This is a genomic window from Leifsonia sp. Root112D2, from assembly GCF_001424905.1.
GTDB lineage: Bacteria > Actinomycetota > Actinomycetes > Actinomycetales > Microbacteriaceae > Root112D2.
In genome coordinates, this window is the sequence record NZ_LMCU01000002.1 from 353881 (window position 1) to 379845 (window position 25965).

Here is a 25965-nt window from a genome sequence, read left to right on the forward strand (position 1 = left end):
GTCAATTATCGCAGGCCGTGAGGCAGCCTTATGCCCCCTGAACCAACCAGATGGCGTTCATGCGGTAGAGCATCACGGCAATCGCCAGGCACACCACTCCCAGGATGACCGTGCTCCAGCGGTTGCGTTCGAGCAGTGCCCAGAATCCGCCGGCGAATGGCAGGATCAGAGCGGAGATGAGGTAGATGTAGAACTCGGCCAGCGACCCGGTCGGCTCGTTGCCTGCGAACGGGGAGACGATGGCTACAACAAGCTGCGCTATCAGCAGCAGCTCGACGAGAGCCGTGGCGCCCATGGTGAGGTCGCCCGGTGCGCGACCGATCAACCCGACGACGATACAGAGCACACCCGCGATCACGGCCACGACGATCTGCGCCGTGGTGAACCATTCGATCACTCTTCGTCTGCTCCATTCGAGGGCGAACCCGCGACGATCTCGTCCGCGGGAAAGTTGGCCAGCACTCTGACCTGGCTCCCCCAGAACTCTACGAGACCGACGAGCCGGCCGTCCGGCGCAATCGCCGCGACCGGACCGCCGGGCAGCTGATCGAGCTGAGCATCGGGCAACTCCAGCCGCTTGCCGTGCCCCAAATCGATGGCCTGCTCCGTCGTCAAATCGTATCGGGGGAACAGGGCGGATGCCGCGCTCGCCGGCGCCAGGAGGCGCGCCGCGACGTCCATGCCCTCGATCGAGGCGGCATCCGCCACCCGGAACGGACCGACGCGTGTGCGCCTCAGCGCGGTGAGGTGCCCGCCCACACCGAGCGCCGCGCCCAGGTCACGCGCGAGCGCGCGAATGTAGGTGCCCGAGGAACACTCGACCCGCACCCGGAGATCGAGAGCGCAGACGCCATCGTCGAGGTTCACCGGGTCGGAGTCGAGCAGCTCGAAGCTCGTCACGGTGACGCTGCGGGCGGCAAGCACCACGTCCTCCCCGGCACGCACGCGTGCATACGCACGTTTTCCGTCGACCTTGATGGCGCTCACCGCGCTCGGAACCTGCTTGATGTGGCCGGTGAGCTCGGCGATTGCCGCCCGCACCGCGTCATCAGTGAGAGCACGGACACTCGCCGCAGGCGCCCAGACCAGCAATTCGCCCTCGGCGTCATCCGTGGAGGTGCCCGCACCAAGGCGGATCGTCGCCTCGTACTCCTTGTCGGCGCCCACGACGTATGTCAGCAGTCGGGTTGAGCTGCCGATGCCGAGCACGAGCAGGCCCGTGGCCATCGGGTCGAGCGTGCCCGCGTGGCCCACCTTGCGCGTGCCTGCCAGCCGACGCGTGCGCGCGACGGCGTCGTGGCTGGTCCAGCCCTGGGCCTTGTCGACGAGCAGGATGCCGCTGGCCGACGGCGTTTGATTCACGGGGTCTTTCCCGCCCGCGTCACGGCATCCAGCACGATGTCCAGCTTGCCGCGAAAGGTGCAGGCCATCAGCTCGGTCACGTAGTCGTCGGAGCCGTACTCATCAGTCATGCGCATGGCGATCAGGGTGTTGAACAGCATGCCGTGCGCCAGAAAGGAGACCACATCATCCGGCCCCATGCCGGCCTCGTCACGCAGAATGGAGTAGATCTCAAGGAATCCGTTGCGCGCGGCCGCGCCGATCACCGGGTCATGCCCCATGATGAAGCCCTGCATGAGCGAAAGCAGGATGCCGCGATCGGCAATGAGATCGGCGTACGTCGCCCCGAAACGTGCCCTGCGGGCCTCGACGTTCTCGTTCGCGACGGCACTTGCGGCGATGGAGGCGCGAAAGGCCACAACCAGCTTCTCCAGGGCGCGCCCGAGCACCTCGACGAAGAGGTTCTCCTTGCTGCCGAACATGCGCACGACGTACGGCTGGCTGATGCCCGCCTCCTGGGCTACCTGGTCGGTCGTGGCACCCGCATAGCCGCGTTCCCCGAAGACCCTCGACGCCGACGCGAGAATCTGCTCGCGCCGCTCGGCCGCCGGAATACGCTCGGTACCGGGCGCCCGTTCTGAAATATTTTCGCTCACACTTGACAGGTTATCAGTCGATAACTAATCTCAAGTTTAGTAATCATTCAATTACCACATTTGGGAGTAATCGTGCCTATCACCCGTCGCCGCATTCCGGTGTGGCTCGCCATCATCGCGGCATCCCTGCCGATGTTCATGGCAACGCTCGACAATCTGGTCGTGACCAGTGCCCTCCCGGTGATCAGCCGCGATATCTCCGCGACAATCGAGCAGTTGCAGTGGGTGATCAACGCCTACGCACTGGCCTTCGCCGCCTTCATGCTCATGGCCGTGGCCCTTGGCGATCGCTTCGGCCGGCGCACCGTGTTTCTGATCGGCATCGTGCTCTTCACCGGCGCGTCCGCGCTCAGTGCGCTCAGTTCCGAACCGTGGATGCTCATCGGCTCACGTGCGCTGCAGGGCGTGGGTGCCGCCGCACTGATGCCGCTCTCCCTCACGCTGCTTGCCGGCTCGGTGAGCAAGCGGCTGCGTCCGGCCGCGATAGGCATCTGGGGCGGCATCTCGGGTCTCGGCGTAGCCGTCGGCCCGCTCATCGGCGGCGCGGTCGTCGAGGGCTGGAACTGGCAGGCCATCTTCTGGCTCAACGTGCCGATCGGCATCCTCGCCATTCCGCTCGCGCTGATAGCGCTGCCGAACAGCTTCGGCAACCGTGTACGCGCCGACGTGGTCGGAATGCTTCTTGCCGGCTTCGGCGTGCTCGGCCTGGTCTATGGCATCGTGCGCGGCAACGACGCAGGCTGGGACAGCACAGAGGTGCTCGCTTCGCTCATCGGCGGGGCGGCACTGCTGGCCGTCTTCATTTTCTGGGAACTGCGCACGAGTTCTCCCTTACTGCCGTTGCGACTGTTCCGCGACCGCAGCTTCACGGTGGCCAACCTCGTTGGAGTCGGCTTCAGCTTCGGCATCTTCGGCGCCGTCTTCATCCTGATCCAGTACCTGCAGATCGTGCAGGGGCACAGCCCTCTCGAGGCGGGAATCATGACCACGCCGTGGACGCTTGCACCCATGATCGTGGCGCCACTGGCCGGCCTGCTCGCGCCCCGCATTGGCACCCGGCTGCCGATAGTCGTCGGACTGTCGCTGCTCGCCATCTCGATGGCGTGGCTTGCATTCGTCATGACGGCCACCACCCCGTATGGCGAGTTGCTTCCGGCTTTCCTCATCGCCGGAATCGGAATGGGCCTGGTCTTCGCGCCGAGCGCAACGGCCGTGCTCGCAAATATGGTGCCTGACGACCATGGAAAGGCATCCGGCGCCAACTCCACGCTGCGCGAGATCGGCACTGCGCTCGGCGTGGCGGTGCTCACGGCGGTCTTCACGGGCGCCGGTGGCACCCTGACTCCCACCGGTTACGTGGGTGCCGCCATCCCGGCCGTCTATGTCGGTGCGGCAGTACTGGCGCTCACCGCGGTCATCGCGCTCGCGATGCCGTCGGGCAAACGCCCTCGCGAGGTCGCGCCGTCTGTCGGCGAGGAACTGCACGAGCTGGCCGAAGCCCACTGATCACACGAGTAAAGCTGACCCGCACGACCGTTATGGCGCTCGTGCGGGTCTGCGCGTCACACGACGTTTCCGCGCCGTGGAAAGTCTGTTGAGCTCGATTCTGCGCATTGCGACCATTGCAGAATTGGTGCTGGCCGCGTTCGGTTCGCGGACGCTCCAGAACTCAGGGAGCCATGGTGAACAGTCCGATGTCAGCGACCGAGAACGCGCCAGTGCGCCAGCTCATCATCATCGGATCCGGCCCGGCCGGCTACACGGCCGACGGTCGCGAGACGGCGCTGGATGTCTCAGGCGTATTTGTCGCAATCGGCGCCGACCCCCGCACCCACCTCGTGCACGGTCAGCTCGATCTCACGCCCGAGGGCACCATCGCCGTCCAAGGACGCAGCTCGCGAACGAACATCGCCGGGGTCTTTGCCGCCGGGGATGTCGTGGACCATAGCTATAAGCAGGCGGTGACGGCAGCTGCGTCGGGCACGGTCGCCGCACTCGATGCCGAGCACTACCTGGCGAGCCTGCCCGCAGAACTCATCGAACGCGCATCCGCAACCGCCGTCGGCACATCCGGCTTCTGCCAAGCGGAAGAGTGTTTTCAGCTACCCTGTCATTAGGATGAGCTGGCATCACCTGTTCGGAATCTCACCAACCGCAAAGGATGCACGATGATCGACAAGTTCAGAGCTGAACTGACGGAAGCACTCGAGGTTGTATGGTCCGGCGCGTCGATCGCCGTCGGTGGCTTCGGCAGCTCCGGGCGGCCTGATGCGCTGATCAACACCCTCTGCGAGCTCGACCTGCACGACCTGCACGTGATAGTCAACAACGTCGGGCACGACTTCACCGGGGTCTCGCGCCTTGTCATGGAGGGCAGAGTGCGCCGCGTCACCGCGTCGTTCCCGATCCTTCCGGAGTTCTACGAGGCGTATTTCGCCGGCAAGGTCGAGCTGGAGTTGATACCGCAGGGAACTCTCGCCGAGCGCCTGCGCGCCGGAGGAGCCGGCATCGCGGCCTTCTTCACGCCATCGGGAGCGGGAACGATGCTGTCTGACGGAACGTTCCCGCTGGCATACCGCGACGGCGTGGCAGCAACGTATATTCCGGAGAAGGAATGTCGCGAAATCAACGGGCGCCTGCACGTGCTGGAGTACGGCATCGCCGCGGACTTCGGGCTCGTCAAGGCTCAGAAGGCCGACCGCAAGGGAAATCTGCGCTTCCATCTCACGGCACGCAATTTCAACCCGGTTGCGGGGATGTCCGGACGCACAACCTTCGCGGAGGTCGAGCAACTCGTCGAAGCGGGCCAGATAGCACCCGACGACGTGCATCTGGCCGGAGTATTCGTGGACCATATCGTCATGACCGGCCCGCCGGTGCCGGCTACGTTCGACTACCGGGAAAGAGAGAGCATCGCGTGAGCGTCAACGAGAGCACCAGCGCGACGCTCACCGGCCTGAGTCGCGACGACATCGCCCGCCGCCTGGCGCAGGATCTGCTCGACGGCTACACGGTCAATCTCGGCGTCGGCATCCCGCTGGCGGTGCCCAACTTTCTGCCTGACGATCGCGAGATCTTCCTGCACGCCGAAAACGGCATCCTGGGCATGGGGCCGTACCCGGGCGCCGAGCACGAGGACCCCGATCTGACGGATGCCGGCAAGCGGCCGGTCAGCCTGATCACGGGCGCGGCAATAGTCGATTCGTCGACATCCTTCGCGATAGTGCGCGGAGGCCACCTCGACGTGACGATTCTCGGCGCGCTGCAGGTCTCCGAGACCGGCGATCTCTCGAACTGGTACGTTCCCGGCCGCAATCCGGCGGTGGGCGGCGCAATGGATCTCGTCGCCGGTACCCCCGAGGTCTGGGTGTGCATGGAGCACGTCGATCGCGCGGGCGCGCCAAAGATCGTGCCCCAATGCACCTTTCCCGTGACGGGCTTTCGGGTCGTCACTCGCATCTACACCGACCTCGCCGTCTTCCACGTGAGAGACGGTAACCTGATCCTCACAGAATGCACCCCGGGCGTGCGGCCCGAAGACGTGCGTGAGCGAACCACAGCCACCTACACCGAGGAGCTCGTTTGATGAGCGAACTGCAGATCGACCTTGACCAGATCGTCGCCATCGACGTTCACACCCATGTGCACCGCTCGACAAGCCAGACATCCGACGATGCAGGCGGCAACGAGGCAATGGGCGAGTACTTCGGAATCGGCTCGATGCCGAAGTACAGCATCCCCGAGCTCGCGGCGTACTATCGCGAGCGCAAGATGGCGGCGGTCGTGTTCACCGTCGACTCCATCTCGCAGGACGGCCTCGATCCCGAGCCTTCGAACGAGGAGATCGCGCGCCTCGCGGCAGAAAACTCCGATGTGCTCATTCCCTTCGCCAGCATCGACCCGGCGCGCGGCAAGGCCGGCGTGGAGCAGGCCAAGCGACTGATCAGCGACTACGGGGTGCGCGGCTTCAAGTTCCACCCCAGCACGCAAGGATTCTTCCCCAACGATCGCAGTGCGTACCCGCTGTATGAGGTCATTGCCGAGCACGGCCTGGTGTCGCTGTTCCACAGCGGCCAGACCGGTGTGGGCGCCGGCCAGCCCGGGGGCGGAGGAGTGAGGCTCAAGTACGCCAACCCGATGCTCGTCGACGACGTTGCCGCCGATTTTCCCGACATGGACATCATTCTCGCCCACCCTTCGTTCCCCTGGCAGGACGAAGCATTGGCCGTGGCCACGCACAAACCACGGGTGTACATCGACCTCTCCGGTTGGTCGCCGAAGTACTTTCCGCCGCAGCTCGTTCAATACGCGAATACCCTGCTGCGCCACAAGATGCTCTTCGGCTCGGATTTTCCGGTGATCACACCGGAGCGTTGGATGAGCGACTTCAGCAAGCTCCCCATGAAGCCGGAGGTGGTGCCGATGATTCTCAAAGACAACGCGGCACGGCTCTTCAAGCTCGGCGCGGCGACGCCGTCGCCAGACGAGAAGAGCTGAGCGCCGCTGAGGCTCGTGAGGGCTTCGAGACGCCGCTCCATGTCGAAGACAGTCTCTCGCGCGGTGAAGCGGGTGGCTTCGAACAGCAGGGTGTGGGCCGTATCCCCATCGATATCCTGCAAGGGGAGTAGCCGTCGGCGCGAGAGGCTTTCGAGCGCTTAAACTGAACGTATGCGAATCGGCGTGATCGGGGCAGGCGCCATAGGTGGCACCATTGCCGCCCTGCTCGATCGCGGCGGGCACCAGGTCGATGTCACCGCTCGCGGGGAGCACCTCGCGGCGATCCGTCGTGGCGGGCTGCGTCTCTCGGGGGCGTGGGGCGAGCACACGGCGCATGTGCAGTCATCCGAAAGCCTGCAGCACCAGCCGGAGCTCGTGTTCCTGTGCACGAAGGCACAGGATGCCCCGGCAGCCCTCAGCGCACACCGTCAGCTTCTCGACGAGATTCCGGTGGTCATCGTGCAGAACGGTCTCACCGGGCTCGAGACGGCATCGACGCTGCTCCCCAACTCAGATTGCGTCGGCGCGCTGGCCCTGTACGCGGCGAGCTTTCTCTCCCCCGGCCAGATCACCGTCACCACGGCCGGATCGACGTACATCGGAGCAGGAGACGGAGAGGCCGGAGTGCCCGCGATCTACGCCGCGGATGTGCTCGGTGCGGTGATGCCAGCGACGGCGACGAGCAATTTCATCGGCGCCCAGTGGACGAAACTTATCGTCAACCAGGTCAATGCGATGCCGGCCATCACGGGCCTGAGCGCGCAGGAGACGCTGAGCTCCGCCGTGCTGGTGCCGATCATCACGGCGAGCATGCGCGAAGCTGTGCGCACCGGCTTCGCGAGCGGCATTCGGTACGGCAGCATCCAGGGGCTCAGCAACGGCCTCCTGCGTGCGTTCGTGGTGGCCCCCGCTTCTCTTGCGCAGCAGCTGCCCCGGCTGATCGGCCGAAGAATGGGGTCGACGCCAAACCCCGGTTCGACCCTGCAGAGCATTCGACGCGGCCAGCCGAGCGAGATCGACTATCTGAACGGCGCCGTTGTCGAGGCCGCCACCCGCCTCGGCCGCGAGGCACCCGTCAACGCCGCGCTGGTCGAACTCGTACACGAGGTGGAGCGCACCGGCGCGTTTCTGGGTCGAGCGGCCGTCGCCGAGCGGATGCAGCGGGGCTGAGCCGCGTTCAGCAGCTGTCGGCGAAGACCCGGGTCGGCTTCTCGGCATTCGTGTTGTCGACGATCGCATTGGCACGCCCACGCGGGAACGCATCGAGAAGATAGAGTTCCTGACCGCGACGATAGCGCGAGTTTGATGCGGCATCCGCATCGGCGTCGACGCCGAACTCGGCGGCCAGACGCGCATACGCGCTCGCCCACGGGACCTCGAGGTAGAGCGAGTAGTTCCAGATTCCTCGCAGTTCGTCCCTGTTCAGGAATACACCGTCGACGATGAGTACGGCGTCTTTGCCGCTGGTCAGCCACCGGGACTGGCGATTGTCATCGCGTCGAACATCGAACGCCGCCGTCTGAAAGCCGGCACTGCCCGCCATGCGGAATGGGTCGATGAGTACCCGGCGAAAGGTGCGGTAGTCGTAAGAATCCTCGTAGAAGCCCTGCGGGGAGTCCTCGCCCAGCCGACGACGGCGCTCGCGAGGGTTGTGGAAATCGTTGATCGACGCGCGAAAGGTGTCATACCCGGTCTCGCGAAAGGTCTCGGCGAGTCCGTCGGCGAATTCCCTCGTGCCCGAGCCCTCGATGCCATCCACCGCGACGATGACACGACCCCTGCCATAGTTGTGGGTGATTTCGGCGGTGATCCCCCGCAGAAACTCGATGCGGGGTGTGGCGATGAGCTCCATGATGCGAGCCTAGCCTTCGCCGCCGCCCGATTACGCTGGAGGGATGGGATCGCGCATACGGGCAGGGCAGTCGCGGCCCCCGCGGCGCGACCCGTCAGAGCGCGGCACAGGCTCATCAAAGCTGGCCGACACCGTGATCGCCTGGTTTGCCCAGAACCAGCGGGATCTGCCGTGGCGCCGGCCCGGATTCTCTGCGTGGGGCACGCTCGTCAGCGAGTTCATGCTGCAGCAGACCCCCGTCTCCCGCGTCGTTCCCCGCCTCGAGGAGTGGCTGGAGCGCTGGCCGACGCCAGCGGATCTCGCGGCGGTACCCGCCGGCGAGGCCGTACGGGCCTGGGCCTCGCTCGGCTATCCCCGTCGCGCGCTGTGGCTGCACGCCTGCGCGGTGTCCATCGCCGAACGGCACGGCGGGGTGGTGCCGCACGATGTCGATGAGCTGCTGGCTCTGCCGGGGATCGGTGATTACACGGCTCGGGCCGTCAGCGCGTTCGCGTACGGGCACAGGCATCCGGTCGTAGACACGAACATTCGCCGTGTCATAGCCCGCGCGGTCGCCGGGCAGGGCGAGCCGTCACCGCCGTCGGCCAGGCGAGATCTGGCCGCGATGGAGGCGTTGCTGCCGCAGGATCCCCCGCAGGCCCGAGCGTTCAATGCGGGCCTGATGGAGCTCGGCGCCATCGTGTGTACGGCGAGGGCACCGCGATGCGAATCGTGTCCGCTGGCGAGATCCTGCTCGTGGCGAGCCGCCGGGTACCCCGAGCACACGGGTCCGCGCAAGGCGGTACAGAAGAAGTACGAGGGCAGCGACCGCCAGGTTCGCGGCCTGATCATGGCCGAGCTGCGCGCCGCCCACAAGCCCGTCACCGACACCGAGATCGTGACGCTCTGGCCGGATGCGACGCAGCGCGACCGCGCGCTCGCCGGTCTCCTGCGCGACAGCCTCGCCATCCGTGCACAGGGCGGCTACACCCTGCCCAGCTAGATCGGTTGAAGGCTATTCGCCGTCGCGATCGAGCGCGTCGGATTCGTCCTCGTCGTCGACGAATTCGCGGGGCTTGATGTACGGATCCTCGTCGCCGGCGTAGTGCGCGGATGCCGCCAGCCCGGCGACCTCCGTGTCACGATCGCGCGCCTCCCGCAGCAGATCCTCGATGTGCGCGGCATTCTCCGGAATCGCGTCGAGGATGAACTCCAGCGAGGGCGTGAGCCGCGAGGTGATGTTCTTGCCCACCTCGGTGCGCAGCAGACCGGTCGCGGCCTTGAGGGCCGCAGCCGTGCCCTCGCGCTCCTCCGCCGTGCCGTAGACGGTGTAGAACACGCTGGCGTGCTGCAGGTCGCCGGTCACCTTCACGTCGGTGATGGTGAGAAAGCCCAGCCTCGGGTCGCGCAGCCCGCGCTCGAGCCGCTTGGCGACGATCACCTTGATTCTGTCGGCGAGCTTTCTCGCCCGAGCCGGGTCAACCATGTCTCCCTCTCTCCCCCCGTGGAGCTTGACTCCTTTGGGGTCCCCGTGCCTTCACAAAAGTGAATCGGGGTAGGGTCCTACGCTCTCTTCACTTGTGTAAAGGCACGTAGGACCCCGACCCGAGCAACTAATCGCGGGGCTTTTCCTTCATCTCGATCGTCTCGATCTCGTCGCCGATCTGAATGTCGTTGAACTTACCCAGACCAATGCCGGCCTCGAAGTCCGTCCGCACCTCGGTGACGTCGTCCTTGAACCGACGCAGCGACTCGATGGCCAGGCTGTCGCCCACCACAACGCCGTCGCGAATGACGCGCGCCTTGGCGTTGCGCGTGATGGTACCCGAGCGCACGATGACACCGGCGATGTTTCCGAACTTGGAGGAGCGGAAGATCTCGCGAATCTCCGCGACACCCGACTGCACCTCCTCGTACTCCGGCTTGAGCATGCCCTTGAGCGAGCTCTCGATCTCATCGATGGCGTTGTAGATCACCGAGTAGAAGCGAATGTCCACTCCCTCACGAGCGGCACGCTCGCGCGCCTTCGTGTCGGGGCGCACGTTGAAGCCCACGATGATCGCGTTGTCGATCGTCGCCAGGTTGACGTCGCTCTCGGTGACGGCACCCACACCACGGTGGATGATGCGCAACTGAACACTGTCGTCGACCTCGATCTTGAGCAGCGACTCCTCCAGCGCCTCGACGGCACCGGAAACGTCACCCTTGATGATGAGGTTGAGCGACTCGACCTTGCCCTCTTCGAGTGCACGGGTGAAGTCCTCGAGGCTGATGCGCTTGCGGGCCTTGGCCAGCAGGGCGTTGCGCTCGGCGGCTTCGCGCTTCTCGGCGATCTGACGGGCCGTGCGGTCTTCCTCGGTGACGAGGAAGGTGTCGCCGGCACGTGGAACGCTGGAGAGACCCTGAACCTGCACCGGCCGCGACGGGGTCGCCTCCGCGACGGCGTCGCCGTTCTCGTCCATCATGGCGCGAACACGGCCATAGGCCGTTCCCGCCACGATCGGGTCGCCGACGTGCAGCGTTCCCGACTGGATGAGCACGGTCGCCACCGAGCCACGGCCCTTGTCGAGGCGGGCCTCGATGGCGACACCGCGGGCGGCCTTGTCGGGATTGGCGCGCAGGTCGAGCCCGGCATCCGCGGTCAGAAGCACGGCATCCAGAAGCTTGTCGATGCCGATGTTCTCGCGTGCAGAGACGTCGACGAACATGACGTCGCCGCCGTATTCTTCGGCAACCAGACCGAACTCGGTGAGCTGCTGGCGCACCTTGGCCGGGTTGGCATCCGGCTTGTCGATCTTGTTCACCGCAACCACAATCGGCAGGTTTGCGGCCTGCGCATGGTTCAACGCCTCAATGGTCTGCGGCATGATGCCGTCGTCGGCTGCGACAACCAGAATCGCGATGTCCGTCACCTGCGCACCACGTGCACGCATGGCGGTGAACGCCTCGTGACCCGGGGTGTCGATGAAGGTGATGGCGCGCTCAACGTTCTCGTGCTCGGTGACCACCTGGTACGCACCGATGTGCTGCGTGATGCCGCCGGCCTCGCCGGAGACGACGTTGGCGTTGCGAATGGCGTCGAGCAGCCGGGTCTTACCGTGGTCGACGTGGCCCATGACGGTGACAACCGGCGGGCGTGCCTGCAGGTCGTCGTCGCTCTCCTCGTCAAGTTCTGCCTCGAGGTCGATGTCGAAGCCCTCGAGCAGCTCTTTGTCTTCGTCTTCGGGCGAGACGATCTGGATCTTGTAGCCCAGTTCCTCACCGAGAATGCCGAAGGTGGCCTCGTCGAGCGACTCGGTCGCCGTTGCCATCTCACCGAGGTGGAACAGCACGGTCACCAGGTTGCCGGGGCTCGCGTCGATCTTGTCGGCGAAATCGCTGATGGATGCGCCGCGACGCAACCGCACAATGGTGTCACCATTGCCGCGGGGTACGCTCACGCCACCCAGCGACGGGGCCTCGCGCAGCTCGAATTCCTGACGCTTCGTACGCTTTGACTTGCGGGCGCGGTTCTTGCCACCGCCGCGACCGAACGCGCCGGCCGTGCCGCCGCCCGGTCCACGACCACGACCACCACCACCGGCGGGACGGGGCGGACCGAAGCCCGTTCCGCCACCGGGCCGCTGGAAACCGCCTGCAGCGCCGGCGCCGGCACCGGCACCGCCGGGACGCTGGAAGCCGGGGCGACCGCCGCCGGCACCGCCTGCGCCACCGGGGCGCTGGCCGAATCCTGCGGGGCGCGGGCCGCCGACGCGCGGCGAACCCGGACGCGGAGCGGCCGGACGCGGGATGTTGCTCGGGGTCGGACGCTGGCCCATGCCCTGCGCGCTGGCGAACGGGTTGTTGCCCGGGCGCGGGTTGGTGGGACGCTGGCCCATGCCCTGGTTGGTCGAGAACGGGTTGTTGCCCGGGCGAGCTGCGCCGGGGCGCGGTGCCGCGGCGTCGCCGGGCTTTGCGCCCTTCGCGTCGGTCGCTGCCGGGGTTCCTTCCGCGGACTTCTCTTGAGACGCCTGCTCGCTCGCGGCTTTGTCGGCAGCGGCCTTCTCGGCGGCAGCCTTCTCTGCGGCGAGCGCCTGGCGCTCTGCGACCGAAAGCGGCGCGGCCGGAACGGGTGCGGCAGGGGCATCCGGATCTGCCGGAGCAGGTGCGGGCGCGGCAGCAGCAGGCTTCGCCGGAGCGGGAGCCTTCTTGGGTGCCTCAGCCTCCTTAGCGGGGGCCTTGATTCCGTCGGCCTCGAGCGCAGCCTTCAGCTTGCGCGCGACCGGTGGTTCGATGCTGGAGGACGGTCCTTTAACGAACTCGCCCATTTCTTTGAGCTTTGCAAGGGCTACCTTGCTGTCGACACCGAGTTCGCTTGCGACCTCGTGTACGCGTGGTTTTGCAGCCACAATTCTCCTGTTCCGGGCCTGCGCCCGGAAAGGGGCAGACCGTTAATGACGGACGGGTCTCATTTCGAGCCGCTCATTAGTTGTCACTCATGTGTGATCACTTCGCCGTTCAGCCTGTTCTCTAGTGTGTGTGTATCGAGCGCGACCGCGGCCCGCAGTGCTCGCCCGAAGGCGCGTCGCTGGGTGGCTGTGGTGTAACACTCGATAGTCGGATGCACCCACGCACCCCGACCGGGCAACGTGGCGGTTTCATCCACCACAAGTTGTGATTCCCGGGCAACGACCCTCAGAAGAGAAGATCGGGGAGCGCGCGAACGGCATCCAATGCACGTTCTAACGGGTTCCATCTTACACACCGCTCTTCGAGTGAAGGATTCGCCCTTAGCTCTCTTCGAGGATGGAGTCCGGCTGGATATCGATCTTCGCGCCGGTGAGCTTGGCGGCAAGGCGGGCGTTCTGGCCCTCTTTGCCGATCGCCAGGGAGAGCTGGTAGTCGGGCACCAGGGCCCGCACCGCCTTCAGCGACTGATCGATGACGAACGCGCTGGTCACCTTGGCGGGCGACAGCGCGCTGGCCACGAACGTCGCCAGATCCGGAGAATAGTCGACGATGTCGATCTTCTCGTTGTTGAGTTCGGCCGTGACCGCCCGAACACGCTGCCCCAGCTCGCCGATGCAGGCGCCCTTGGCGTTGATGCCGGGTTCCGTCGCGCGCACAGCGATCTTGGTGCGGTGACCGGCCTCGCGGGCCAGGGAGACGATCTCCACGAGACCGCTGGCGATCTCGGGAACCTCCAGCGAGAACAGCTTGCGCACGAGCGAAGGATGCGTGCGCGAAACGGTGATCGAAGGCCCCTTGAGCCCCTTCGACACGCTCGTGACGTAGACGCGGATGCGCGATCCGTGCGTGTAGTCCTCGCCGGGAACCTGCTCCTCGGGGGGCAGGATCGCCTCGATCGAGCCGAGGTCGACGTGGATCATGCGGGGGTTCGGCCCCTGCTGGATCACACCGGCGACGATGTCGCCCTCGCGACCGCGGAACTCGCCGAGCACCGCGTCATCCGCGATGTCACGCAGACGCTGGTTGATGACCTGCTTCGCGGCGAACGCGGCGATGCGGCCGAAGTCGCTGGGGCTGTCTTCGGACTCGCCGATGACCGCACCCTCCTCGTCGAGTTCCGGCACGAAGACGCTCACGTGACCGGTCTTGCGGTCGAGGTGCACGCGTGCCGGCGCAGGCGTGTCGTCACCATGGCCGTGCTTGGGCTCCGGCTGGTCGGTGTGCTTGAGGTACGCCGTCAGGATCGCCTGCTCGATGATCTGTACGAGTTCCTCGAAGGGAATCTCTCGCTCGCGTTCCATGAGACGCAAGACGCTGAGGTCGATGTCCATGCCGGCCTCCTCTATTCGTTTTCGTGCCGCGGATTCAGCCACGCGGGTCAACTCTCTACGGTACCCGACCACACGCCATTCCGTTACCCGAATCGGGCGAGCGGGATCAGCGCAGGCGGGCGGGAACCTCGGCGAGCGGCACGGGGGTGCGCTCGCCGGTGCGGCGGTTCCAGAGCTCGACGACACCGTCGGCGGCGTCGCGGCCCACGACAACGACACGCGGCACGCCGATGAGCTCGGCGTCTCCGAACTTGACGCCGGGCGACACCTTGGGGCGGTCGTCGAAGAGCACCTCGAATCCGGATGTCTCCAGCTCGGCAACCAGCGTCTCCGCCACCTCGAAGATGGCCGCGTCGCGCCCGGCCGCAACCACGTGTACGTCGAACGGAGCCACGGTCTCGGGCCAGATGAGGCCCTTCTCGTCGTTATTGAGCTCGGCGATGATCGCCAGGATGCGGGTGACGCCGATGCCGTACGAACCCATCGTGACCGTGACAAGCTTGCCGTTCTCGTCGAGCACTTTCAGGCCCAACGCCTCCGCATACTTGCGGCCGAGCTGGAAGACGTGACCGATCTCCATGCCGCGGGCGAGTTCGACCGGACCCGAACCGTCGGGAGCGGGGTCACCGGCACGCACCTCCGCGATCTCGATCGTGGCATCCGGCGCGAAATCGCGGCCTGCCACGAGGCCGAAGACGTGTTTGCCGTCGACGTTCGCGCCGGTGATCCAGCCGGTGCCGTCGACAACGCGCGGGTCGACAACGTAGCGGATGCCCGTGGCCGACTTCTCGCCGAGAACCGCGCCGTCGGCACCCCACGGACCGATGTAGCCCTTGACGAGGCCGGAGTGGGCGGCAAAGTCTGCCTCATTGGCGGGCTCGACCTCGGCGGGGGCGAATGCGACCTCAGCGCGCTTCATGTCGACCTCGCGGTCGCCGGGAAGGCCCACGACCACGAGGTCACGGCTGCCGTCGAGGTTGCGCAGGGCGAGCACGACGTTCTTGAGTGTGTCCGCGGCGGTCCAGGCACGGCCGTCGGGGCGCGGGTGCTTCTCATTGGCCAGCGCGACGAGCGAGGCGATCGTGGGCGACTCGGGGGTGTCGAGCACCTCGGCCGGCGTGAGCTTCTCGTACGAGCGCGACTCGGGCACGACCGTCGTGAAGGCCTCGACGTTGGCCGCGTATCCGCCCGCCGAACGCACGAAGGTGTCCTCACCGATGGGGGTGGGGTGCAGGAATTCCTCCGAGCGAGACCCGCCCATGGCGCCGGCATCCGCCTGCACGATGGCGTATTCGAGGCCGAGCCGCGTGAAGATGCGCTCGTAAGCGTCGCGCTGCGCCATGTACGAGGCGTCGAGGCCGGCGTCGGTGTGGTCGAATGAGTATGCATCCTTCATCGTGAACTCGCGGCCGCGCAGCAGGCCGGCACGGGGGCGAGCCTCGTCGCGGTACTTGTCCTGAATCTGAAAGATCGTGAGCGGCAGGTCTTTGTAGCTCGAGTAGAGATCCTTCACGAGCAGGGTGAACGCCTCCTCGTGAGTGGGGGCGAGCACGTAGCCGGCGTCTTTGCGATCGCTGAGCCGAAACATCAGCGGGCCGTACTCGTCGTAACGCCCGGTGGCCTCGTACGGTTCCTTGGGCAGCAGCGGTGGGAAGTGCACCTCATGCGCTCCCGCGGCGGTCATCTCCTCGCGGATGATCGTCTCGATCTTGGCCTTGACGCGAAGCCCCAGCGGCAGCCAGGCGAAGATGCCTGCCGCCTGGCGACGGATGTAGCCGGCGCGCACGAGCAGCCGATGACTCGTCACCTCGGCGTCGGCCGGGTCTTCACGAAGGGTGCGGAGAAAGTAGTTGGAGAGGCGTGTAGGCACGCGCTCTACTTTACCGAGGTGTGCGAAGCTGCCGGCACGGCCGCTCAGACCGTGACGACCTGGGGGGCGCCACTCTCGCCCGCGGGCATCTCGGCGGCCAGGCGGTTGGCCTCGGCGATGAGGGTCTCGACGATCTCCGACTCCGGCACGGTCTTGATGACCTCGCCCTTGACGAAGATCTGGCCCTTGCCGTTTCCGGATGCCACGCCCAGGTCGGCCTCACGCGCCTCCCCCGGCCCATTCACCACGCACCCCATCACGGCGACGCGTAGCGGAACGGTCATGCCCTCCAGACCGGCGGTGACGTCGTTGGCCAGCTTGTAGACATCCACCTGGGCGCGCCCACAGCTGGGGCACGAGACGATCTCAAGCTTGCGCTCCCGCAGGTTGAGCGACTGCAGGATCTGCAGCCCCACCTTCACCTCCTGCGCGGGGGGCGCTGACAGCGACACGCGAATGGTGTCGCCGATGCCCTCGGCGAGCAGGATTCCGAAGGCGGTGGCGCTCTTGATGGTGCCCTGGAACTCCGGCCCGGCCTCGGTAACGCCGAGGTGTAGCGGCCAGTCGCCGCGCTCGGCAAGCAGCCGGTACGCCTTCACCATGACGATGGGGTCGTTGTGCTTGACCGAGATCTTGAAGTCGTGAAAATCGTGCTCTTCGAACAGGCTCGCCTCCCAGACCGCGCTCTCCACGAGCGCCTCCGGGGTGGCCTTGCCGTACTTCTGCAGGATGCTGGGCTCAAGCGAGCCGGCGTTCACGCCGATGCGGATGGAGACATCCGCCGCCTTCGCCGCCGCCGCGATCTTGGCCACCTGGTCATCGAACTTGCGGATGTTGCCGGGGTTCACACGCACGCCGGCGCATCCGGCATCAATGGCCGCGAACACGTAGTTCGGCTGGAAGTGAATGTCGGCTATCACCGGAATCTGGCTCTTCTTGGCGATGATCGGCAGCGCCTCCGCGTCATCACGACTGGGCACAGCGACACGCACGATGTCGCATCCGGATGCCGTCAGCTCGGCGATCTGCTGCAGCGTCGCGTTGATGTTCGTGGTCGGCGTCGTCGTCATGGACTGCACGCTCACGGGTGCATCACCGCCGACGAGCACCTTGCCGACTTTGATCTGGCGGGACTTGCGCCGCGGGGCCAGGGTTTCGGGAGCCTTCGGCATTCCCAGATTGATCGCTGCCACGTCAATCAGTCTAGGTTGCGTCTCTGGATGTTGCGTCGGAGGCGTCAGCCGAAGAGGTTGATCGGCTTCACGATGTCGGCATAGGCCAGCAGCACGCTCATGGCGCCCAGCACGATGATCACGGCGAAGGTGAGCGGCATGAGCTTGCCCATGTCGACGGGGCCGGGGTCGCGCCGTTTGAACAGCTTCGCGAAAAAGCGACGGATGCCTTCCCACAGCGCCCCGGCGACGTGCCCGCCGTCGAGCGGCAACAGCGGCACCAGGTTGAACACGAACAGTGCAACGTTCAGCGAGGCAACGAGCCCGATCATGGTCTGCACCTTCGCGACCACCGGAATAGTGTCGGTACTGGCGATCTCGCCAGCGAGTCGCCCTACGCCGACGAGCCCCACCGGCCCGTTCGCGTCACGCGCCTCGGAGCCGAATGCGGCATTCCACACATCCACCATGCGCGCCGGCAGATTCACGATGATGTGCACCACCGAGCCGATGTTGCTGCCCACCGCGGTGAATGCACTCGAAAGCGGCTGCTGCACGAGTTCGGTGCCCGGCCCGATGCCGATGAAGCCCACGTCCTGGGTCTTGTCGTTGCCCGATGCGTCTTTCACGACCGCGCCGTTGGCATCCGTCACGTAGCGCTTGGAGACCTGGGGCATCACCGTGAGGTCGGTGCGCGCGCCATCGCGCTCGACAACGACCGGCACCGTCTGGTTCGGCGACTGCTGAATGAGCTTCGTCACCTGGTTCCAGCTGGTGACGGCCACCCCGTTGTAGCTGATGAGCTTGTCGCCCGTCTTCAGCCCGGCCGCCGCTGCGGGGCTCTGTGGGTCGGATGCCTCGCACGTCTGGCGCGTGCTCGTCGCCGCCAGCACGCACTGCGACACGCTCGAAACGGTGGTGCTGTACTGCTGCGCGCCGATGCCGCTGAGGAGCACGGCATAGAGCACGAGAGCTATCACGAGGTTCATGAACGGGCCGCCGAGCATGATGATGATGCGCTTGTACACGGCCAGACGGTAGAAGGAGCGACGCTCGTCGTCTTCGGTGACGGCGACCTCGGAGGGCAGGCCTTCGGCGAGGGTCTCGAGGTAGCCGGCGGCATCCGTGTTCTGATCCTGCACGATGGTCTGCAGAAAGCCGGTACTGGCGTCGCGACCGTGCTCGGCACCCTTCTCGGGCGGGAACATGCCGATCATGGCGATGTAGCCGCCGAGCGGGATGGCCTTCACGCCGTACTCGGTCTCGCCCCGTTTGCGCGACCACAGCGTCTTGCCGAAGCCGATCATGTACTGCGTCACCTTGACACCGAAGAGCTTGGCGGGAACCAGGTGCCCCATCTCGTGCAGGCCGATCGACAGAGCGAGGCCGATGACCACGATGACGACGCCGAGAATGAACAGGAGTACGGATTCCACGTGGCCAAGAGTAGTGCTGGGTCGCTGTGGATGGGCTGGTTGTGCGCTGTGGGCACGTCTCGCGACCGCGGTTACCATGGAGACCGCGCGGGCAAGGGGAGGTGGCAGGTGAGCGTCGTTGCAGATGATCCGTTCATCGGTCGCCTGATCGGTGACCGATATCGCATCGTTGGGCTGATCGGGCGCGGCGGCATGGCATCCGTCTATCGCGCCGACGATGGAATGCTGCACCGTCAGGTGGCCCTGAAACTCTTGTTGGCCGACTCGACCGACGCCGCCGAGCTCGGCAGGCAACGAGTCGAGATCGAAACCCTCGCCTCGCTCAACCACCACGCTCTTGTCACTCTCTTCGACGCCGGCACGGAGGCGACGGATGCGGGCGAACGTGCCTTTCTGGTGATGGAGGTCGTCGACGGCAGGAATCTGCGGGACGCGATCGCCTACGGCCTGGATGCGACGCAGATTGCACATATCGGTGCTGACGTCGCCGAGGCGCTGCACTATGTGCACGGTCGGGGCGTGGTGCACCGTGACGTCAAGCCGGCCAACATCCTGCTGGCGACCGGGGGCCTGCCGGGGCGCCCGGTATTGGCGAAGCTCGCCGACTTCGGCATCGCACGCCTCATCGACTCGTCGCGCCTGACCTCGACGGGCGTCGTCATGGGCACGGCCAGCTATCTCAGCCCCGAACAGGCCCGAGGCGGCGAGGTCGGCCCCGCCACCGACGTCTATTCGCTCGGAATCGTGCTGCTCGAGGCGTTGACCGGCGAAAACCCCTTTCCCGGCACCGCCGTCGAGTCGGCCAGCGCGAGGCTCAGCCGTGAACCGCATGTGCCCGGGGCGCTGGGCCACGACTGGGGTTCGCTGCTCACGGCCATGACCGCACTCGATCCAGACCAGCGGATGTCTGCCGCCGATGCCGCCGTCGCCACCCGCCGCATCGCCAATGCTGCCAGCGTCGTCGTCGCGAACGATGCGACGGTGCCCGCAGGCGTCGCTACCGTACCCACCGTGCCGATCGGTGGCGCCTCACCAACGGTCGCGATGACTGCGCCGCCCGCGACGACACGGTCTCCGACAACACCGCCCCCGACAACACCGAGTACTGCAGAGCACAATCCGACCGCGGCGACGCTGCGGTATCCCGCGGCACCGAGCAAGCGGCCACCGGGTGAGCGCCCGCCGCGCACTCTCCCGGCTTCTCGACGCATCATCGGCGTCGCCTGCGCGGTCGTCATAGTGATCGCCGCGGCGGGCGGGGTCCTCGCCTGGGGCGCTGCGGACAAGCATCCGACCCCGACACCGAGCCCGTACCCTTCCGTTTCCGGCACCCTGGGAACGCATCTCAAGCAACTCCAAAAGAGTGTGCAGCCATGAGCCGGAATACTCGCGCGGAGGCGCGGCGAGCCCGGCTGGGCATCGTCGCGGTCGTGCTCCTCGCCTCCACGCTCAGCGGATGCACAGCCACGAAGGCGGAGATCGGAACGTCCGTGGCGAAGTCGCTCGAAGCATCCGTCATGACGGTGACGAAGTCGGCGGCGGCCGGAGACCCCGCGGCCGCGCTCCTCGCCCTGGCTGCGCTGCAGACGCAGCTGACCCGGGCAACGGCATCCGGCGCGGTGAGCGCCGACCGCCAGGCCCGCATACAAGCCTCGATCGATCTCGTGCGCGCCGATCTCACCGCGGCGTTGCCGCCGAAGCCGGCGCCGACCATCACGCAGACGACCGCTCCCTCCAGCAACGACGGCCCCGATACGAAAGACGACAAGGGCGCGCCCTCGAAGGGTAAAGGCAAGGATCCCGGCACCGGCCCGGGCAAGAACAACGGCAACAACAAGTGAGCCGAGTGGCGGCGCCGTAGATACACGGCAACTTCATAGGGAACCACTCGCCATAATGGGTACTGTCCCCGCGCGCCGTGAGTCACGGCCGACCCCGACCAAGGAGTGCAATGGCATCCGGCTCAGGCTCAGACCGTGTTCCCAAGAAGGATCGCCGGGAGGCCGCGCGCGAGACGGCGCGCATCATGCGGGAAGAGGCTGCCAAGCGTGCCAAGCGACGCAAGTGGATAGTGCAGGGCTCGGTATCGGTGGCCGTCATCGCCGTGCTCGCGATCATCGCGCTGGTGATCGTCAGCAGCATCAAGCCCGCGGGCCCCGGCCCCAAGAACATGGCCAGCGGCGGCATCGTGCTCACCTCTACGACGAAGGCCGTCACCTCGCCCGCACAGCCGGCCAACGCGACCCCGGTGCCGACGGACGAGTCGGCGACCCCTGACAAGGCGCACATCATCGTGTACCTCGATTACCAGTGCCCGATCTGCAACCAGTTCGAGACGACAAACGCCACGCAACTCGGGCAGTGGATCGACGGCGGCCTGGCGACCCTGGAGATTCACCCCGTCGCGATCTTGGATGCGTCGTCGAACGGTAACCGCTATTCGACCCGGGCCGCGAACGCCGCCTCATGTGTGGCCAATTCCAAGCCCAGCGCCTTCTTCGCCGTCAACTCTGCGCTGTTCAAGAACCAGCCTGCCGAGAACGGCAACGGCATGAAGAACGACAAGCTGCTCTCAATTCTGAAGGGCGCCGGTGCCAGCAGCGATGCCATCACGAAGTGCGTCAACGACGAGCCGTTCTCGTCGTGGATCACCGCTCGAACGAAGGCAGCGACAAGCGACAAGAACCTCGTCAACCCGGCGAACGGCTACTTCGGCACCCCCACCGTTCTGGTGAACGGCACGATGTACACCGGCAGTGTCTCGGATGCCTCGGTCTTCGCGAGCTTCGTGCAGCAGACGATGGCCGCCGGCAGCGGCGGTTCCACCTCGACGCCGACGCCGACCGCCACCCCGGCCGGCTAGGCCGCACCTTCCAGCAGATCACCCCGTTTTCGTAGCGCACGTCCTCCTCGGCGGGGGCGCGCTGCGAAACCGGGGTGGCCTGGGATGATCTGCCGCGTCAGCGGGAGGCGATGAGGCGGTCGGCCTCGGCGCGCGCCCAGAGTTCGGTCTCGGCGAGCGACTCGAGGGTGAGCTCGCCGGGCGGCACGTGAGCGTCGAGCACGCGCTCGATGGTCTCCACGATGTCGAGGTAGCCGATGGCTCCGGCGTGGAAGGCGAGCACGGCCTGCTCGTTGGCCGCATTGAAGACGGCAGGCCAGGTGCTGCCGCGTTCACCGACGCTCTTGGCGAGGGCGACCGCGGGGAACGCATCCGTGTCGAGGGGCTCGAAAGTCCACGTCTGCGCGGTCGTCCAGTCCAGCGGCGTGCCAACGCCCGGCACGCGGTTCGGCCAGTCGAGCCCGAGCGAGATCGGCAGGCGCATATCGGGCGGTGAGGCCTGCGCGATGGTCGAGCCGTCGGTGAACTCCACCATCGAGTGCACGATCGACTGCGGATGCACCGCGACCTCGATGCGCTCGTACGGCACGTCGAAGAGCAGGTGTGCCTCGATGATCTCGAGCCCCTTGTTGACGAGGGTCGACGAGTTCGTGGTGACGACCAGCCCCATGTCCCAGGTCGGATGCGCGAGAGCCTCGCGCGGCGTCACATCCTTCAGCGACGCTCGTGTGCGACCCCGAAACGGGCCGCCGGATGCCGTCAGCACGAGCCGGCGCACCTCGCCTGCCGCCCCCGACCGTAGTGCCTGCGCAATGGCCGAGTGCTCCGAGTCCACGGGCACGATCTGCCCCGGCTTCGCCGCCGAGCGCACGAGTTCGCCGCCGACGATGAGTGACTCCTTGTTCGCGAGCGCGAGCGTGCGGCCGGTCTCGAGGGCGGCCAGCGTTGGCCCGAGACCCACGGAACCCGTGATGCCGTTGAGCACGACATCGGCCTCGACGTCGCGCACGAGCCGGGTCGCGTCATCCGCCCCCAGAGCGGTCTGCGTCACGCCGAACTCTGCCGCCTGCGCGCCCAGAGCGTCCGCCTGTGTGCCGGCCGCAAGCCCGACGATGCGGAAGCGGTCGGGATTGGCCCGGATGACATCGAGCGCCTGCACGCCGATGGAGCCGGTTGAGCCGAGAACGATGACGGTGCGCACGACACCCATCGTAGAACCCGACTCGGTACCCCTACCGTGCGGTCTGCAGAATGTCTATGACGAAGACGATGGTGTCGGTGCCCTTGATGCCGGCGCCCGAGTTGCCCTTCGTGCCGTAGCCATCTGCCGGCGCAATGGATACGAGCACCTGCGAACCGACGGTCTGGCCGACGAGTGCCTTCGAGAAGCCGGGAATGAAGCCCGAGGTCGCCTGGGAGATGGCGGACTTGCCCCAACTCTGGTCGAAGACCTTGCCCGTGCTCCAGATCGAACCCTGGTACTGCATGCTCACCGTGTCGTTGGCCTTGACCACCTCGCCGGAGCCCTTCTGCAGCACGGCAATGGTGGTCTTCGCCGGCGGCGCGGTCTTCGGCATGGTGACGGTCGGCTTCCCGTCTTTCGCGAGCTTCACGGTCGGCATTCCGGCGACCGGCGGCTGCTGCGTGCCCTTTGCGCGGCTGGGCAGAATCTTGACGACATCGGCAACGAACACGATCGAATCCGTGGTCTTCAGACCCAGCTGGGTCGGGTCGGCACTGCCGAACGCGGTCTTGACGGGAAGGGTTGTCACCGAGCGCGAGCCGACCGGCAGGCACTCGATGGCCCGCACGATGCCCGGAATGATCTGGGTCTCGTCAACCGAGACCGGCTGCGTGGTCTCGCCGTCGAATCCGTTGTTCGTGATGACCTTGCCCGTCGTGCCGTTGTACGCGGCGAGCCCGATATCGACGGTGCTGCCCTCGACAGACTCTTTGCCCTTGCCCGTGATGGTCACGGTGCGCTCGACCTTGGTGGCTTTCAGAGGCGAAGTGATCTTCACCGTCGGCTTGGCCTGGAACTTGCCCGTGACCTTCACCGAATCCGATTGGGATCCGGAGACCGTGCCGGCGCATCCATTCTTCTTGTCCTGGTCGACGGTTGACGCCGCGGTGCAGCCGGCGAGCAGCAGAACGGCGGCGAGTGCCGCGATGACGGGGAGGGATTTGCGCACGGAGTTCACTTTCAAGACTGTGGGGGTGGAACACCAGTCTGCACGAGAAAGTTTTGTTGAAGCTGACCGTGAGCTCAATCGCCGACCGTGACCCGCCGGAGCCGGAGGGGAAGATTCATACAACCTACGATGGTAGTCATGACACGTGCTTTCCAGATTCCGCAGCAGCGCCAGCTGAAGACGGAACTCCCCGGCCCCCGCTCGATCGCCCTGCAGCAGCGCCGCGTGGCCAGCGTCTCACGCGGCGCGGGCACGCTCGCCAATATCTACATGGAGCGTGGCGACGGCGCGATTCTGGTGGACGTCGACGGCAACCAGCTCATCGACCTCGGCAGCGGTATCGGCGTGAACACCATCGGTCACGCGCATCCGGATGTCGCCGCAGCCGCCGCCGAGCAAGCCTCACGTCTCACGCACACGCTGTTCACCGTCACCCCCTACGAGAACTACGTGCGCGTGGCCGAGAAGCTGGCCGAGCTGACGCCCGGCGACTTCGAGAAGCACTCGATTCTGGTCAACTCCGGGGCCGAGGCGGTGGAGAACGCGGTGAAGATCGCCCGCAAATACACCGGGCGCCGCGCGATAGCCGCGCTCGACCACGCGTTCCACGGCCGCACCAACCTCACCATGACCATGACCTACCGCCCCTGGCCCGAGCGTGCGGGTATGGGGCCGTTTCCTGGCGAGATCTACAGCGTGCCGACGAGCTACCCGTACCGTGACGGCCTGAGCGGGGCCGAAGCGGCGGCGCGCACCATCGACTACATCACCACGCACATCGGCGCAACGGAGCTGGCCGCGCTGTTCGTCGAGCCGGTGCAGGGCGACGGCGGCGTCGTCATTCCCGCACCCGGCTATTTCGAAGCGCTGCGCGAGTTCTGCACCGAGAACGGCATCGTGTTCGTGGCCGACGAGATCCAGACGGGCATGGCGCGCACGGGCGCCTGGTACGCGATGGAGCACGTTGGCATCGTGCCCGACCTCGTCACCACGGCCAAGGGCATCGCCGGTGGCTTCCCCCTCGCCGCCGTCACCGGCCGCGCCGAGATCATGGATGCCGTTCAACCCGGCGGCATCGGCGGCACCTTCGGCGGCAACCCGGTCTCGACGGCCGCAGCGCTCGCGGTGCTGGACATCATCGAGCGCGAGAACCTCAACGCCGAGGCGCAGCGCGTGGAGGCCACCCTGCGTGCCCGCATCGGCAATTGGACCGAGCGCTTTCCCATCGTGGGTGAGGTGCGCGGCATCGGCGCCATGTTCGGCATCGAGCTGGTGCACCCCGGCACGAGAGAGCAGAACCCCGAGGCGCTGACGGCGGTCATCCGCTACGCCACGAGTCATGGCGTCATCCCCCTGGATTCCGGAAGCTGGGACAGCGTGCTGCGCCTGATGCCGCCCGTTGTGATCAGCGACGAGCTCATCGATGACGCGGCGAGCGTGCTCGAGGAGGCGCTGGCATCCGTCGGCTGAGGCTCTTCAGCGCGTTCCTGGCTGCGCTGGTGGTGACGATCGGGCTACTCGTCGGCCTCGCGACGACGAGCGCACACGCGACGGCACCCTTCAACCCGGCCTTCATCGTCAGCGACGACAGCTTCTTCAATTACCAGGCGATGTCTGCCACCGAGGTGCAGGACTTTCTCGAGCAGCAGCTGTGTGTTTCACGCGATTCGGCACCCTGCCTGGCCGACTTTCGCCAGACGACCGGCGACCGCACGCGAAGCGGCCCCGGCCAGTGCGACGGATACACGGGAGCAGCCGACGAGCGCGCAAGCCGCATCATCTGGAAGGTGGCGCAGTCCTGCCGCATCAACCCGGCCGTGCTGCTCGTGCTGCTGCAGAAGGAGCAGTCGCTCGTGACCCGGCCGTCGCTCGCCGGCTACCAGAAGGCCACCGGATACGCGTGCCCCGATTCTGCGGATTGCAACGCGAAGTACCTCGGCTTCGTGAACCAGGTGTACATGGCCGGATGGCAGCTGCGTGAGTACACCCAGCATCCGAATGCCTGGCGGTACCGCATCGGCAAGACGAAGGTGCAGTACCACCCGAAGCTGGAGTGCGGCAGCTCGGTCGTGAACATTCGCAACCAGGCCACGGCCGACCTGTACAACTACACGCCGTACCAGCCGAACGCCGACACGATAGCTCACCCGCATGGGCCGGCAACGTCCTGCTCGACATACGGCAACCTCAATTTCTCGAGCATCTGGCGGCAGTGGTTCGGTGACCCCCTGGCCGTGCGGTTCCCCGACTGGTTCCCGGGCTGCCTGAACTTCGTGGGCGGCCAGGACTGCCCGGCCCCGAGCGTGCCCGCCTTCGGCTGAAGGCGTGCCGCGAGGCTCGTACCACGC

At 66.3% G+C, this 25965-nt stretch carries 24 protein-coding genes and 1 pseudogene; 12 read left to right on the forward strand and 13 right to left on the reverse strand.

Translation table 11 applies throughout. From position 1 onward, the window contains the following. Positions 1 to 28: 28 nt before the first annotated feature. Genes ASC63_RS15515 through ASC63_RS15525 form a run of 3 tightly spaced genes read right to left on the reverse strand, consistent with a single transcriptional unit; the run spans position 29 to position 1997 of the window. Positions 29 to 397 (reverse strand): hypothetical protein, encoded by a 369-nt coding sequence (locus ASC63_RS15515; RefSeq protein ID WP_055816426.1) that lies wholly within the window; start codon positions 395 to 397, stop codon positions 29 to 31. Continuing rightward, the gene (gene truB / locus ASC63_RS15520; RefSeq protein ID WP_055816428.1) at positions 394 to 1362 is read right to left on the reverse strand and encodes a tRNA pseudouridine(55) synthase TruB; all 969 of its coding nucleotides are present in this window, start codon (positions 1360 to 1362) and stop codon (positions 394 to 396) included. The genes ASC63_RS15515 and truB overlap by 4 nt, the downstream gene beginning before the upstream one ends. After that, positions 1359 to 1997, reverse strand: coding sequence for a TetR/AcrR family transcriptional regulator (locus ASC63_RS15525; RefSeq protein ID WP_055816430.1), 639 nt, complete (start codon positions 1995 to 1997; stop codon positions 1359 to 1361). The genes truB and ASC63_RS15525 overlap by 4 nt, the downstream gene beginning before the upstream one ends. A gap of 72 nt (positions 1998 to 2069) precedes the next feature. On the opposite strand from ASC63_RS15525, the gene ASC63_RS15530 reads away from it, so the two are divergent. The 6 genes and pseudogenes from ASC63_RS15530 (at position 2070) to ASC63_RS15555 (ending at position 7664) form a co-directional block, all read left to right on the forward strand. Then, a complete protein-coding gene (locus ASC63_RS15530) occupies positions 2070 to 3503 on the forward strand; it encodes a DHA2 family efflux MFS transporter permease subunit (RefSeq protein WP_235492365.1) in 1434 nt (477 codons plus the stop codon). A gap of 260 nt (positions 3504 to 3763) precedes the next feature. Further along, positions 3764 to 4114: pseudogene (locus ASC63_RS15535) on the forward strand (NAD(P)/FAD-dependent oxidoreductase); the annotation flags it as partial. Positions 4115 to 4165: 51 nt separating this feature from the next. Further along, positions 4166 to 4918, forward strand: coding sequence for a 3-oxoacid CoA-transferase subunit A (locus ASC63_RS15540; RefSeq protein ID WP_055816435.1), 753 nt, complete (start codon positions 4166 to 4168; stop codon positions 4916 to 4918). Then, complete coding sequence (locus tag ASC63_RS15545) at positions 4915 to 5583, forward strand: 3-oxoacid CoA-transferase subunit B (protein WP_055816440.1); 669 nt, start codon at positions 4915 to 4917, stop codon at positions 5581 to 5583. Before ASC63_RS15540 ends, ASC63_RS15545 begins: the two co-directional genes overlap by 4 nt. Then, the gene (locus tag ASC63_RS15550) at positions 5583 to 6494 is read left to right on the forward strand and encodes an amidohydrolase family protein (RefSeq protein WP_055816441.1); all 912 of its coding nucleotides are present in this window, start codon (positions 5583 to 5585) and stop codon (positions 6492 to 6494) included. Before ASC63_RS15545 ends, ASC63_RS15550 begins: the two co-directional genes overlap by 1 nt. A gap of 171 nt (positions 6495 to 6665) precedes the next feature. Next, a complete protein-coding gene (locus ASC63_RS15555) occupies positions 6666 to 7664 on the forward strand; it encodes a ketopantoate reductase family protein (protein WP_055816443.1) in 999 nt (332 codons plus the stop codon). 7 nt (positions 7665 to 7671) lie between these two features. Here the strand turns inward: ASC63_RS15555 and ASC63_RS15560 are convergent, their stop codons facing one another. Next, positions 7672 to 8346: a hypothetical protein gene (locus ASC63_RS15560; protein ID WP_055816445.1), complete on the reverse strand. Its 675-nt coding sequence runs from the start codon at positions 8344 to 8346 to the stop codon at positions 7672 to 7674. A 43-nt stretch (positions 8347 to 8389) separates the two neighbouring features. Between ASC63_RS15560 and ASC63_RS15565 the strand changes: the two genes are divergently transcribed. Further along, a complete protein-coding gene (locus tag ASC63_RS15565) occupies positions 8390 to 9328 on the forward strand; it encodes an A/G-specific adenine glycosylase (RefSeq protein WP_082487919.1) in 939 nt (312 codons plus the stop codon). Positions 9329 to 9340: 12 nt separating this feature from the next. Here ASC63_RS15565 and rbfA read toward each other — a convergent pair whose 3' ends face one another. From rbfA to ASC63_RS15595, 7 genes are all read right to left on the reverse strand, one after another. Further along, positions 9341 to 9811, reverse strand: coding sequence for a 30S ribosome-binding factor RbfA (gene rbfA, locus ASC63_RS15570; protein ID WP_055816448.1), 471 nt, complete (start codon positions 9809 to 9811; stop codon positions 9341 to 9343). 127 nt (positions 9812 to 9938) lie between these two features. Continuing rightward, positions 9939 to 12713: a translation initiation factor IF-2 gene (gene infB, locus ASC63_RS15575; protein WP_055816450.1), complete on the reverse strand. Its 2775-nt coding sequence runs from the start codon at positions 12711 to 12713 to the stop codon at positions 9939 to 9941. Between the two features lie 83 nt (positions 12714 to 12796). Continuing rightward, positions 12797 to 13060: a YlxR family protein gene (locus ASC63_RS16150; RefSeq protein ID WP_082487920.1), complete on the reverse strand. Its 264-nt coding sequence runs from the start codon at positions 13058 to 13060 to the stop codon at positions 12797 to 12799. A gap of 34 nt (positions 13061 to 13094) precedes the next feature. Beyond that, the gene (gene nusA, locus ASC63_RS15580; protein WP_055816452.1) at positions 13095 to 14105 is read right to left on the reverse strand and encodes a transcription termination factor NusA; all 1011 of its coding nucleotides are present in this window, start codon (positions 14103 to 14105) and stop codon (positions 13095 to 13097) included. A gap of 106 nt (positions 14106 to 14211) precedes the next feature. Further along, complete coding sequence (locus tag ASC63_RS15585) at positions 14212 to 15975, reverse strand: proline--tRNA ligase (RefSeq protein ID WP_055816454.1); 1764 nt, start codon at positions 15973 to 15975, stop codon at positions 14212 to 14214. Positions 15976 to 16019: 44 nt separating this feature from the next. Next, on the reverse strand, positions 16020 to 17168 hold the full coding sequence (gene ispG / locus ASC63_RS15590; protein WP_200936947.1) for a flavodoxin-dependent (E)-4-hydroxy-3-methylbut-2-enyl-diphosphate synthase: 1149 nt from the start codon (positions 17166 to 17168) through the stop codon (positions 16020 to 16022). Positions 17169 to 17212: 44 nt separating this feature from the next. Further along, positions 17213 to 18583, reverse strand: a complete 1371-nt coding sequence (locus ASC63_RS15595) for a M50 family metallopeptidase (protein WP_055816456.1) — start codon at positions 18581 to 18583, stop codon at positions 17213 to 17215. A 108-nt stretch (positions 18584 to 18691) separates the two neighbouring features. On the opposite strand from ASC63_RS15595, the gene ASC63_RS15600 reads away from it, so the two are divergent. From ASC63_RS15600 to ASC63_RS15610, 3 genes are all read left to right on the forward strand, one after another. Then, positions 18692 to 19960, forward strand: coding sequence for a serine/threonine-protein kinase (locus tag ASC63_RS15600; protein WP_235492367.1), 1269 nt, complete (start codon positions 18692 to 18694; stop codon positions 19958 to 19960). Then, positions 19957 to 20424: a hypothetical protein gene (locus ASC63_RS15605; RefSeq protein ID WP_055816458.1), complete on the forward strand. Its 468-nt coding sequence runs from the start codon at positions 19957 to 19959 to the stop codon at positions 20422 to 20424. The genes ASC63_RS15600 and ASC63_RS15605 overlap by 4 nt, the downstream gene beginning before the upstream one ends. Before the next feature lie 110 nt (positions 20425 to 20534). Next, positions 20535 to 21446, forward strand: coding sequence for a DsbA family protein (locus ASC63_RS15610; protein ID WP_235492369.1), 912 nt, complete (start codon positions 20535 to 20537; stop codon positions 21444 to 21446). A 97-nt stretch (positions 21447 to 21543) separates the two neighbouring features. Here ASC63_RS15610 and ASC63_RS15615 read toward each other — a convergent pair whose 3' ends face one another. Continuing rightward, positions 21544 to 22635: a 1-deoxy-D-xylulose-5-phosphate reductoisomerase gene (locus ASC63_RS15615; RefSeq protein WP_055816459.1), complete on the reverse strand. Its 1092-nt coding sequence runs from the start codon at positions 22633 to 22635 to the stop codon at positions 21544 to 21546. Between the two features lie 22 nt (positions 22636 to 22657). Next, on the reverse strand, positions 22658 to 23617 hold the full coding sequence (locus tag ASC63_RS15620; protein WP_055816461.1) for an FKBP-type peptidyl-prolyl cis-trans isomerase: 960 nt from the start codon (positions 23615 to 23617) through the stop codon (positions 22658 to 22660). Between the two features lie 129 nt (positions 23618 to 23746). Between ASC63_RS15620 and gabT the strand changes: the two genes are divergently transcribed. Further along, positions 23747 to 25087 (forward strand): 4-aminobutyrate--2-oxoglutarate transaminase, encoded by a 1341-nt coding sequence (gene gabT / locus ASC63_RS15625; RefSeq protein ID WP_055816463.1) that lies wholly within the window; start codon positions 23747 to 23749, stop codon positions 25085 to 25087. A 29-nt stretch (positions 25088 to 25116) separates the two neighbouring features. Then, complete coding sequence (locus ASC63_RS15630) at positions 25117 to 25938, forward strand: hypothetical protein (RefSeq protein WP_235492370.1); 822 nt, start codon at positions 25117 to 25119, stop codon at positions 25936 to 25938. The last annotated feature ends 27 nt before the right edge of the window (positions 25939 to 25965 follow it).